This window comes from Lentzea sp. NPDC060358 (assembly GCF_042725365.1).
In the GTDB taxonomy this organism is placed as follows: Bacteria; Actinomycetota; Actinomycetes; order Mycobacteriales; family Pseudonocardiaceae; genus Lentzea.
In genome coordinates this window covers 1-11,235 of sequence record NZ_JBHXCW010000243.1, presented here as the reverse complement: position 1 = coordinate 11,235, position 11,235 = coordinate 1, and the positions used below count along the sequence as shown (strand labels likewise).

General features: G+C 68.6%; 11 protein-coding genes. 7 read left to right on the top strand and 4 right to left on the bottom strand.

Annotated features, from left to right (window positions below; translation table 11 throughout):
• Window positions 1-102: 102 nt before the first annotated feature.
• The 4 genes from ACFWGZ_RS34105 to sdhC are packed head-to-tail and all read right to left on the bottom strand — an operon-like array spanning window position 103 to window position 3,492.
• Complete coding sequence (locus ACFWGZ_RS34105; RefSeq protein WP_382455705.1) at window positions 103-885, bottom strand: succinate dehydrogenase iron-sulfur subunit; 783 nt, start codon at window positions 883-885, stop codon at window positions 103-105.
• A complete protein-coding gene (gene sdhA / locus ACFWGZ_RS34100; RefSeq protein WP_382455704.1) occupies window positions 885-2,639 on the bottom strand; it encodes a succinate dehydrogenase flavoprotein subunit in 1,755 nt (584 codons plus the stop codon). The genes ACFWGZ_RS34105 and sdhA overlap by 1 nt, the downstream gene beginning before the upstream one ends.
• 22 nt (window positions 2,640-2,661) lie before the next feature.
• Complete coding sequence (locus ACFWGZ_RS34095; protein WP_382455703.1) at window positions 2,662-3,069, bottom strand: succinate dehydrogenase hydrophobic membrane anchor subunit; 408 nt, start codon at window positions 3,067-3,069, stop codon at window positions 2,662-2,664.
• 3 nt (window positions 3,070-3,072) lie between these two features.
• Window positions 3,073-3,492 (bottom strand): succinate dehydrogenase, cytochrome b556 subunit, encoded by a 420-nt coding sequence (sdhC, locus tag ACFWGZ_RS34090; protein WP_191298313.1) that lies wholly within the window; start codon window positions 3,490-3,492, stop codon window positions 3,073-3,075.
• Between the two features lie 406 nt (window positions 3,493-3,898).
• Between sdhC and ACFWGZ_RS34085 the strand changes: the two genes are divergently transcribed.
• The 7 genes from ACFWGZ_RS34085 (at window position 3,899) to ACFWGZ_RS34055 (ending at window position 10,983) form a co-directional block, all read left to right on the top strand.
• Window positions 3,899-4,051 carry a hypothetical protein gene (locus ACFWGZ_RS34085; RefSeq protein ID WP_382455702.1) on the top strand — a complete coding sequence of 51 codons (153 nt, stop codon included), beginning with the start codon at window positions 3,899-3,901 and terminating at the stop codon, window positions 4,049-4,051.
• 162 nt (window positions 4,052-4,213) lie between these two features.
• The gene (locus ACFWGZ_RS34080; RefSeq protein ID WP_382455707.1) at window positions 4,214-5,347 is read left to right on the top strand and encodes a BMP family protein; all 1,134 of its coding nucleotides are present in this window, start codon (window positions 4,214-4,216) and stop codon (window positions 5,345-5,347) included.
• Window positions 5,348-5,426: 79 nt separating this feature from the next.
• The gene (locus ACFWGZ_RS34075; protein WP_382455701.1) at window positions 5,427-7,007 is read left to right on the top strand and encodes an ABC transporter ATP-binding protein; all 1,581 of its coding nucleotides are present in this window, start codon (window positions 5,427-5,429) and stop codon (window positions 7,005-7,007) included.
• Window positions 7,007-8,080, top strand: a complete 1,074-nt coding sequence (locus tag ACFWGZ_RS34070) for an ABC transporter permease (RefSeq protein WP_382455700.1) — start codon at window positions 7,007-7,009, stop codon at window positions 8,078-8,080. Before ACFWGZ_RS34075 ends, ACFWGZ_RS34070 begins: the two co-directional genes overlap by 1 nt.
• Window positions 8,080-9,330, top strand: coding sequence for an ABC transporter permease (locus ACFWGZ_RS34065; RefSeq protein WP_382455706.1), 1,251 nt, complete (start codon window positions 8,080-8,082; stop codon window positions 9,328-9,330). The genes ACFWGZ_RS34070 and ACFWGZ_RS34065 overlap by 1 nt, the downstream gene beginning before the upstream one ends.
• Window positions 9,323-9,712 carry a cytidine deaminase gene (locus ACFWGZ_RS34060; protein WP_382455699.1) on the top strand — a complete coding sequence of 130 codons (390 nt, stop codon included), beginning with the start codon at window positions 9,323-9,325 and terminating at the stop codon, window positions 9,710-9,712. The genes ACFWGZ_RS34065 and ACFWGZ_RS34060 overlap by 8 nt, the downstream gene beginning before the upstream one ends.
• A complete protein-coding gene (locus ACFWGZ_RS34055; protein WP_382455698.1) occupies window positions 9,709-10,983 on the top strand; it encodes a thymidine phosphorylase in 1,275 nt (424 codons plus the stop codon). The genes ACFWGZ_RS34060 and ACFWGZ_RS34055 overlap by 4 nt, the downstream gene beginning before the upstream one ends.
• Window positions 10,984-11,235: the final 252 nt, after the last annotated feature.

Below are 11,235 nucleotides of genomic sequence, written 5' to 3'. Positions count from 1 at the left end.
GATCGTGGAGGTGACGTAGCCGGATCACGGTGCATCTGCCCGCACACGCCGAAGCGCCGCGCCCCCGGCGGGAACGCGGCGCTTCGAAGAGCCCGGGAAACCTCAGACGCGCTTGAACAGCAGCGCGCGCTTCACTTCCTGGATCGCCTTGGTGACCTGGATGCCACGCGGGCAGGCGTCCGTGCAGTTGAACGTCGTGCGGCAGCGCCACACGCCGTCGATGTCGTTGAGGATGTCGAGCCGCTCCTCGGCGCCCTCGTCACGCGAGTCGAAGATGAACCGGTGCGCGTTCACGATCGCCGCCGGGCCGAAGTACGAGCCCTCGGTCCAGTAGACCGGGCAGGAGGTGGTGCAGCAGGCGCACAGGATGCACTTCGTCGTGTCGTCGAACCGCTCGCGGTCGGCGACGGACTGGATGCGCTCGCGCGTCGGCTCGTTGCCGTAGGTCACGAGGTACGGCTTGACGGCGCGGAAGGCCTCGAAGAAGGGCTCCATGTCGACCAGCAGGTCCTTGTGCACCGGCAGGCCCTTGATGGGCTCGATGGTGATCGTGGTCTGCTTGTCGCCCTTCTGCAGCAGGTCCTTCAGCAGGACCTTGCAGGCCAGGCGGTTCACGCCGTTGATGCGCATGGCGTCGGAACCGCAGATGCCGTGCGCGCAGGAGCGGCGGAACGTCAGCGTGCCGTCCACGTACCACTTGATGTGGTGGAGGAGGTTGAGCACGCGGTCCGACGGCAGCGCCGGGATGTCGAACGAGTCCCAGCGCGGTTCGTCGTCGACCTCCGGGTTGAACCGGCGGATCTTGACGGTGACCGTGACAGCGCCGTCCGGAACCGGCGGCTGGGAGCCGCGCGAGCCAGCAGTGGTTTCAGCGGTGGCGGTCATCAGTACTTGCGCTCCATCGGCTTGTACCGGGTAAAGGTCACGGGCTTGTAGTCGAGGCGGATGTCCGCCGAGAGGTCGTCGCCCTGCTTGTAGAACATGCTGTGGCGCATGAAGTTCGTGTCGTCGCGGTTCGGGTAGTCCTCGCGGGCGTGGCCGCCGCGGGACTCCTTGCGCGCGAGTGCGCCGTGCACGAGCACTTCGGCCAGCTCCAGCAGGAAGCCGAGCTCGACGGCCTCCAGCAGGTCCGTGTTGAAGCGCTTGCCCTTGTCCTGCACGGAGATGTGGGCGTAGCGCTCCTTCAGCGCCTGCACGTCGTGCAGGGCCGTCTTCAGCGTGTCCTCGGTGCGGTAGACGGACGCGTTGGCGTCCATCGTGGCCTGCAGCTCGGTGCGGATGTCCGCCACGCGCTCCTGGCCGTGCTCCGACAGCGCCAGGGCGACCTGGGCCTCGACGACCGCGGCCGGGTTCTCCGGCAGGTCGACGTGCGACTCGCGGGAGTTCGCGTACTCCGCGGCGGCGATGCCGGCGCGGCGGCCGAAGACGTTGATGTCCAGCAGCGAGTTCGTGCCCAGGCGGTTCGCGCCGTGCACGGACACGCAGGCGCACTCGCCGGCGGCGTAGAGGCCGGGCACGACGTTGTCGTTGTCCCGCAGCACCTCGCCGTGGATGTTCGTCGGGATGCCGCCCATCGCGTAGTGCGCGGTCGGGTAGACCGGGACGGGTTCGACGACCGGGTCGACCGCGAGGTAGGTGCGGGCGAACTCGGTGATGTCCGGGAGCTTCGTCTCGAGGACCTCGGCACCGAGGTGCGTGCAGTCCAGCAGCACGTAGTCCTTGTTCGGACCGGCGCCGCGGCCCTCGAGGACCTCCAGCGCCATCGACCGGGCCACGATGTCGCGCGGCGCCAGGTCCTTGATGGTCGGGGCGTAGCGCTCCATGAACCGCTCGCCGGAGGCGTTGCGCAGGATCGCGCCCTCGCCGCGGGCGCCCTCGGTCAGCAGGATGCCGAGACCGGCCAGGCCGGTCGGGTGGAACTGGTAGAACTCCATGTCCTCCAGGGGCAGGCCCTTGCGGAAGACGATGCCCATGCCGTCGCCGGTCAGCGTGTGGGCGTTCGACGTGGTCTTGAAGACCTTGCCGAAGCCACCGGTCGCGAACACGACGGACTTGGCCTGGAAGACGTGGATCTCGCCGGTCGCGAGCTCGTAGGCGACGGCGCCGGTGCAGACCGGGCCGTTCTCCGTCTCGGTCAGGCAGATGTCGAGCACGTAGAACTCGTTGAAGAACTCGATGCCGTGCTTGACGCAGTTCTGGTAGAGCGTCTGCAGGATCATGTGACCGGTGCGGTCCGCGGCGTAGCAGGCGCGGCGCACGGCGGCTTCACCGTGGTTGCGCGTGTGGCCGCCGAACCGGCGCTGGTCGATCTTGCCCTCGGGCGTGCGGTTGAACGGCAGGCCCATCTTCTCGAGGTCGAGGACCGCGTCGATGGCCTCCTTCGCCATGATCTCGGCGGCGTCCTGGTCGACCAGGTAGTCGCCGCCCTTGATCGTGTCGAAGGTGTGCCACTCCCAGTTGTCCTCCTCGACGTTGGCGAGGGCGGCGCACATGCCGCCCTGGGCCGCGCCGGTGTGCGAACGCGTGGGGTAGAGCTTCGTGAGCACCGCGGTGCGGGCGCGCTGGCCGGACTCGATCGCCGCGCGCATTCCGGCACCACCAGCGCCGATGATGACTACGTCGTACTTGTGGAACTGCATTGTGGTGGGCTCCCCGCGCGGGTCAGTTCGAGATGTTCGGGTCGAAGGTGAAGATCACGAAGGTGCCGAGCGAGACGATGAGCACCATCGACACGTAGAGCAGCATCTTCAACCAGAACCGGGTGGAGTCCTTGCGCGCGTAGTCGTTGATGACGGTGCGCACGCCGTTGCCGCCGTGCAGCTGCGCGAGCCAGAGCATCGCGAGGTCCCAGAACTGCCAGAACGGGGACGACCAGCGGCCGGCGACGAAGGCGAAGTTGATCTTGTGGACGCCGCCGTCCAGGATGTTCATGATGAACAGGTGGCCCAGGACCAGGACCACGAGCAGCAGGCCCGAGAGGCGCATGAACAGCCAGCTGTAGAGCTCGCCGTTGCCGCGGCGGGCCGCGGGGCGGCGGGGCGAACGGGGCTTGTCGAGTGCGAGGGACATGGCTCAGTGACCCCCAACCAGGTCGGAGATCGTGCGTTCCATCATGAAGTAGAAGCCGGGGATCATCACGACCACCCAGACGGCCAGCACGGTCCACAGCATGACCCGCTGGTACTTGGCGCCCTTCTCCCAGAAGTCGACCAGCATGACCCGGATGCCGTTGAGCGCGTGGTAGAGCACCGCGCCGACGAGGCCGACCTCGAAGAGGTTGACGATCGGGTTCTTGTAGGTCTCGATCACCGCGTCGTACGCGTTCGGCGACACCCGCACGAGGGCGGTGTCGAGCACGTGGGTGAAGAGGAAGAAGAACGTGAGGACACCGGTGATCCGGTGGGCGACCCAGGACCACATGCCCAGATCACCGCGGTAGAGCGTCCCACCCCCTCGGGTGGTGGTGCGCTCGGGTGCGCCTGCGCTGGTCATGCGCCGCGGCCTCCAACGTCAGTGGTGGTGGTCGGCGAAACGGTTCATTCCGACCATGACCGGAAAAGCGTAGTCCCGCCGGTTGGAACGGACACAGCAGGCGCACCCGCTCTGTGATCGATGAGACACGCTGTCGATCCACCAAGCGGTCTTGATCGATTCGGAAATGCGGTCCAGGCCACATTCCGCGCGCGGGTGCCGCAGTGGCAGGACGGCGGCCCGGGACCTCCGCCTTGGTCCGGGCCGCCGTCGTCGGCAAGGGCACTTGCCACCCCGGTACACGAGCGCGGCCCCGCCACCGGTTCACCGAAATCGCGAAGAAATTTCGTCCACGGTCGAACCGCAGGTCAGGGGTGTGACATTCCGGCGTCAGCGGCGCGGCAGCACCCCGCCCGATCCTGGCGCCATGGGGAAGGAACCGCCGGGCGGCGGTCCGGTCGCGGGGATGTCGTCGGCGCTGGAGCGCTGGGCTCGCCGCGCGGAACTGGGCCGAATGGACGACGATCACGACGAGGAAGCGAGCGAAGAGGACTTTTCGCCACGCGCCGAACACGAGTGATCACGACTCGTGCGGCCAATGCGTCGAATGCGTAACCGATAGGGGTCTATGTAGGTGCTGGCCGCAACGGGGTTGGTTACTAAGAGGTACGGTGCGCCGTCTAGAACCCAACAACGCCGTTGGGGAGGAACCTCAGGGAGGAGACGAGCCGTGCGTCGTCGTATGCGTGGTGTCGCGGTCGCCGCGATCGCGTTGACCAGCGTGATGACTATGGCCGCCTGCGCGAAGGACTCGGGTGGCGGTAGCAACAACTCGAACACCGGCACTGGCGCCGCTTGCGAGTTCGCCGAGGCTCCTACCGCGCCCGCCACGTCGAGCACCAGCGCCGCCAACAGCGACAAGGTCGACGCGAGTGCGCTGAAGGTCGGCCTGGCCTACGACATCGGTGGCCGTGGCGACGCGTCGTTCAACGACTCCGCCGCCGCCGGGCTCGACAAGGCGCTGACGGACTTCGGGGTGAAGAAGGAGAACACCCGCGAGCTGTCCGCCGCGCCGAACGAGGACGAGTCCGCCAAGCAGACCCGCCTCCGCCAGCTCGCGCAGGAGGGCTTCAGCCCGATCATCGGTGTCGGCTTCGCCTACGCCGAGTCGATGAAGCTCGTCGCCGCGGAGTTCCCGCAGGTCAAGTTCGGCCTGGTCGACGGTTCCGTCGAGGGCGCGACCAACGTGACCCCGCTGCTGTTCGCCGAGCAGGAGGGCTCCTTCCTCGCCGGTGTCATCGCCGCGTACCAGAGCAAGAAGTGCCACGTGGGCTTCGTCGGCGGTGTGGAGATCCCGCTGATCCAGAAGTTCGAGGCCGGCTACGTCCAGGGTGCCAAGGCCGCCGCGCCGAAGATCCAGGTCGAGTCGAAGTACATCACCCCGGCCGGTGACTTCACGGGCTTCCAGGACGCGCCGAAGGGCCAGGAGGCCGCGAAGGGCCAGATCGACAAGGGCGCCGACGTGATCTACCAGGCCGCGGGCGCGTCCGGCAAGGGCATCTTCTCCGCCGCCAAGCAGGGTGGCGTGCTGGCGATCGGCGTCGACTCCGACCAGTACAACCAGGCGACCGTCGCCGACACCAAGGACGTCATCGTGTCGTCCATGCTCAAGCGCGTCGACGTCGCGGTCTACGACTTCATCAAGGCCGTCGCGAAGAACGACGTCGCGTCGCTGCCGAAGGTCTTCGACCTCAAGGTGAACGGTGTCGGCTACGCCACCTCGGGTGGCAAGATCGACGCGAAGCTGCAGGGCATCCTCGAGGGCTACAAGGCCCAGATCATCGAGGGCAAGATCCAGGTCAAGGACAAGCCGTAGTCCGAAAGCTGAACACCACCGGGCCCTGTGAGGACATGCCTCGCAGGGCCTGGTGCGTGGTAGGAGGAGCAACTCGACGATGAGCAGTTCCACGTCCGTCCAGACGGACGGTCCCCCCGCGGTGGTGCTCACCGGCATCACCAAGCGATTCCCCGGTGTGGTCGCCAACAGCGACGTCCACCTGACCGTCCGCCGTGGCGAGGTGCACGCGCTCTGCGGCGAGAACGGCGCGGGCAAGTCCACCCTGATGAAGATCCTCTACGGCATGCAGCCGCCGGACGAGGGCACCATCGAGGTGAACGGCGAGCAGGTGCGGTTCCGCACGCCGTCCGACGCCATCAAGGCCGGCATCGGCATGGTGCACCAGCACTTCATGCTGGCCGACAACCTCACCGTCCAGGAGAACGTCGTCCTGGGTGCCGAAGCCCTGCACGGCATCGGCCAGAAGGCCCGCAAGCGCATCATCGAGCTCTCCGGCAGGACCGGGCTGAACGTCGACCCCGGCGTGCTCGTCGAGCAGCTGGGCGTCGCCGACCGGCAGCGCGTCGAGATCCTCAAGGTGCTCTACCGCGGCGCCAAGGTGATCATCCTCGACGAGCCCACCGCCGTGCTCGTGCCGCAGGAGGTCAACGAGCTCTTCGAGACCGTGCGCGGCATGCAGGAGCAGGGCTACACGTTCCTCTTCATCTCGCACAAGCTCGACGAGGTCCGCGCGATCGCGGACTCCGTCACGGTGATCCGCCGCGGCACGACCGTGGGCAGCGCGGACCCGAAGACGGTGTCGTCGCGCCAGCTCGCCGAGATGATGGTCGGCAGCGAGCTCCCGAGCCCGGAGACCCGCGAGTCCACCGTCACCGACAAGGTGGTGCTGGACGTCAAGGGGCTCAAGCTGATGACGCCCGACGGCGCGCGCCCGATCCTCGACGACGTCGACCTGGTCGTGCGGTCCGGCGAGGTCGTCGGCATCGCGGGCGTCGAGGGCAACGGCCAGACCGAGCTCGTCGAGACGGTCATGGGCATGCGCAAGGCCGGCAGCGGCACGATCACGTTGCTGGACAAGGACCTCTCGAAGCTCGGCACGCTCGCCCGGCGCGAGGCGGGCATCGGCTACGTGCCGGAGGACCGCCACCGCCACGGCCTGCTCCTCACGCAACCCCTCTGGTACAACCGGATCCTCGGTTACCAGACCCGCAAGCCGACCGCCAGGGGCATGTGGCTCGACACCGACGGCGCGAAGCAGGACACCGAGCGGATCGTCGCGGACTTCGACGTCCGCACGCCCGGCATCGACGTCCCCGCGGCGGCGTTGTCCGGTGGCAACCAGCAGAAGCTCGTCGTCGGCCGCGAACTGTCCGGCGACCCCGTGCTGCTGATCGCGTCGCACCCCACCCGCGGTGTCGACGTCGGTGCGCAGGCGCTGATCTGGGACGAGATCAAGCGCGCCCGCGCCGCCGGTCTCGCGGTCCTGCTGATCTCCGCCGACTTGGACGAGCTGATCGGTCTCTCCGACACGATCAAGGTCATGCTGCGCGGCCGCCTGGTGGCCGACGCCGACCCGAACACCGTCACGCCCGAGGACCTCGGCAGCGCGATGACGGGTGCGGGCAGCACCAGTGCCGCGGTGCACGAAACCGCCGCGGTCGAGGAAGGCGAACACTGATGGGACACCTGCGCGGCAAACTCCTGCCGCCCGCGTTGGCGATCGTCTTCTCACTGCTGCTGTGCGGCGTGGCGCTCGTCATCTCCGGCGCGAACCCGCTGAGCGCGTTCGGCGCGATGGTGACGCAGGTCGGCAAGGGCACGACCTTCATCGACATCATCAACTCGACGGGCATCTACTACATCGCGGCGCTCGCGGTCGCGATCGGGTTCCAGATGAACCTGTTCAACATCGGTGTCGAGGGCCAGTACCGCGTCGCCGCCGTCGTGGCGGCCGTGGTCGGCGGCTCGATCGCGCTGCCCACCGGCATCCACACGCTGGTGATCATCATCGTCGCGGCGCTCGCCGGTGCCGCCTGGGCCGCGATCCCCGCGATCCTCAAGGTGACCCGCGGCGTCAACGAGGTCATCTCGACGATCATGATGAACGGGCTGGCGATCGGCCTGTCCGCCTACCTGATCCGCCGCGACGTCTTCGGTGAGCTGCGGGGCAACAACATCCGCACCGCCGAGATCCCGGAGTCGGGCTGGATGCCCGGCATCAGCTTCGGGGGCGGCGGCACGATGTTCGGCTTCATCTTCGTGGCCATCGCCCTCGGCGTCGGCTACTGGGTCATGATGAACAAGACGCGGTTCGGCTTCGAGCTGCGCGCGTCGGGCGAGTCGTCCACGGCCGCGTCCGCCGGTGGCGTCAACGCCAAGAAGATGGTGCTGGTCTCGATGCTGCTCTCGGGCGCCATCGCGGGCCTCATCTCGCTGCCGGAACTGCTCGGCCGCGACCACACGTTCAGCCTGAACTTCACCGCGGGCATCGGCTTCTCGGGCATCGCGATCGCGCTGCTCGGCCGCAACCACCCCGGCGGCATCGCGTTCGGCGCGCTGCTGTGGGCGTTCCTCGACAAGTCGGGCCTCGCGCTCGACAACGTCGGCGTGCCCAGGGAGATCGTCACCATCATGCAGGGCTCGATCGTCCTGTCGGTCGTCGTCGCGTACGAGGTGGTGCGCCGCTTCGAGCTCGCCTCCGAGCAGCGTCGCGTCGGCCGTGAGCTCGGAACCGTTGGAGGTGCCGCGTGATCTCGACGCTGGAGGAGAAGCCCCACGTCCCGGCGGCACCGCGCAAGCGCAAGGTGCCGGGCTGGGCCGTCGGGATGATCGGTGTCGCCGGCGCGGTCCTGCTGCTGTCGACCACCTCGTACCTCACGGGGTTCCCGCAGCTCACGTCGTCCGGCACGACGCAGACGGCGGTGCGGCTCGCGCTGCCGATCCTGCTCGCGGGTCTGGGCGGCCTGTGGGCGGAACGCGCGGGCGTGGTCAACATCGGCCTCGAGGGCATGATGATCATGGGCACCTGGGGCGCGGCGTGGGCCGGCTACCAGTGGGGCCCGTGGGCGGCGCTCGTCGCGGCCGTCGTGTTCGGCTCGCTCGGCGGTCTGCTGCACGCGATCGCCACGGTTACGTTCGGCGTCAACCACATCGTCTCCGGTGTGGCGATCAACCTGCTCGGCGCCGGTCTGACGAAGTACCTGTCGACGCTGGTGTTCCTGCCGCTGTCGAACAACCCGCGGCAGTCGCCGCCGGTCGCGCCGTTCGACACCTACTCGGCGGCGGGCTTCGCGGACTGGCTCGGTGAGCTCGAGGCCGGGCAGCGCGTCATCATCTCCGACGTCGCGGGCATCCTGCGCGGTCTGGTCACCGGCGTCTCGCCGCTGACGATGCTGACGATCCTGCTCGTGCCGCTGTCGTACTACCTGCTCTGGCGCACCCGCTTCGGCCTGCGCCTGCGCTCGGTCGGCGAGAACCCGCACGCCGCGGACTCGCTCGGCGTGAAGGTGTACTTCCACAAGTACGTCGCCGTGATCGTCTCCGGCGGTCTCGCCGGCCTGGGCGGTGCCGCGCTGGTGCTCAACCCCGGGCAGCTGTCCTACCTCGAGGGCCAGACCGGTGGCCGCGGCTACATCGGCCTCGCGGCGATGATCTTCGGCAACTGGCGGCCGGGTGGCCTGCTCGGTGGTGCGGCGCTGTTCGGCTACGCCGACGGCCTGCAGCTGCGCTCGGGCGGCGAGACGGTGCTGGGCCTCGTCTACGGCGTGGTGATCCTGCTCGGCGTGATCGTGGTGTGGCAGCTGTTCCGCCGCAAGTGGTTCTCGGCCGCGGCCGCGATCGTCGTCGCCGTGCTGATGTACCTGCTCTACATCAGCCTCGACGAGATCCCCGGCGAGTTCGTCTCGTACACGCCGCACATGGTGACGCTGGCGGTCTTGGCGGTGGCGTCCCAGCGGTTGCGGATGCCCGCCGCCGACGGACTGGTCTACCGCCGTGGCTGAGGTCGACTGGGACCTGCTCCGGGCACGGGCGGTGGAGGCGGCTTCGCTCGCCCACTGCCCGTACTCGGGGCTGCAGGTCGGATCCGCGGCGTTGTGCGACGACGGCCGCATCGTGACCGGGTGCAACGTCGAGAACGCCTCCTACGGCGTCGGGCTGTGCGCCGAGTGCACGATGGCCGGCCAGCTGCAGCTCACGGGCGGGGGCCGGTTCGTCGCGGTGGCGTGCCGGTCCGGTGCCGGTGAGCTGCTGATGCCCTGCGGCCGGTGCCGCCAGGTGCTCTACGAGCTCGGCGGGCGGGACTGCCTGGTGGACACACCGTCCGGCGTGCTGCCGATGTCCGCGGTGCTGCCGGACGCGTTCGGACCGGAGGACCTGCCATGAGCTTTTCCGCTGTCGACGTCATCCGCGCCAAGCGCGACGGGCAGACGTTGTCGGACGCCCAGATCGACTGGGTGATCGACGCCTACACGCGCGGAGCGGTCGCGGACGAGCAGATGTCCGCGCTGGCCATGGCGATCTTCTTCAACGGGATGTCCGCTGCGGAGACCGCCCGCTGGACGCAGGCGATGATCTCGTCGGGCGAGCGGTTGTCGTTGCACGTCGACCGCCCGACCGTGGACAAGCACTCGACCGGCGGGGTCGGCGACAAGATCACGTTGCCGCTGGCACCGCTCGTCGCCGCCTGCGGTGCTGCGGTGCCGCAGTTGTCGGGGCGTGGACTCGGCCACACCGGTGGGACTCTGGACAAACTGGAGTCGATCCCGGGGTGGCGGGCCGCACTGTCCACTTCGGAGATCCTTGCGCAGCTGTCCTCGGTTGGCGCGGTCGTGTGTGCTGCCACCGAAGGACTTGCTCCCGCCGACCGCAAGCTCTATGCGCTGCGCGACGTCACCGGCACGGTCGAGGCGATCCCGCTGATCGCGTCCTCGATCATGTCGAAGAAGATCGCGGAGGGCGCCGAGTCGCTGGTGCTCGACGTGAAGGTCGGGTCCGGTGCGTTCATGAAGGACCTGACCTCCGCGCGGGCGCTGGCCGAGGCGCTGGTGGCCATCGGCGTCGAGCACGGCGTGCGGATCTCGGCCCTGCTGACGGACATGTCGGTGCCGCTGGGCCGTGCCGTCGGCAACGCGGTCGAGGTGGCCGAGTCCGTCGACGTGCTGCGCGGTGGCGGACCCGCCGACGTCGTGGAGCTGACCGTGGCGCTCGCGTCGGAGATGCTGTCGCTGGCCGGCATTTCGGCCGATCCCGCTGCCGTGCTGGCGTCCGGTGAGGCCTACGAGGTGTGGGCGCGGATGATCCGGGCGCAGGGCGGCGATCCCGAGGCGCCGCTTCCCGTTGGCACGCATCGCCACGTGGTCACCGCGCCCGCGTCCGGAGTGCTGTCCACTTTGGACGCTTACGGCGTGGGTGTCGCGGCGTGGCGGCTCGGTGCCGGGCGGGCGCGCAAGGAGGACCCGGTGCAGGCTGGTGCTGGGGTGCTCTGTTTGGCCAAGCCTGGGGATGTGGTTGAGGCCGGGCAGCCGTTGCTCGAGCTGCGCACCGACACCCCGGATGCGGTGGAGGGTGCTTTGCTGGCGTTGGACGGGGCTTATTCGGTTGCTGACGGTGTGGTGGAGCGGTCTGCTTTGGTGATCGATACCGTTCGCGGGTAGGCGCGGATAGGCGCTGTCCTTTCGGGGGTGTGCGGGGTTGGGTTTTGCGGGCGGGTTCCTGTTTCGTGCTCGGGGCTCTGCCCCGGACCCCGCCAGCTGATCAAAGACCCCCCAGCGCCCTCGGCGGGTTGATGGCACGCCTGTTTGTGTTGGGCGGCTTGCTGTTGCGTTCGTGGTGCGGTTCGGGTGGGGTGGGTCCCGCCACGAACCGGGCCAGAGCGAGCCACACCAGGTCAGGGGTGTCAAACCGCC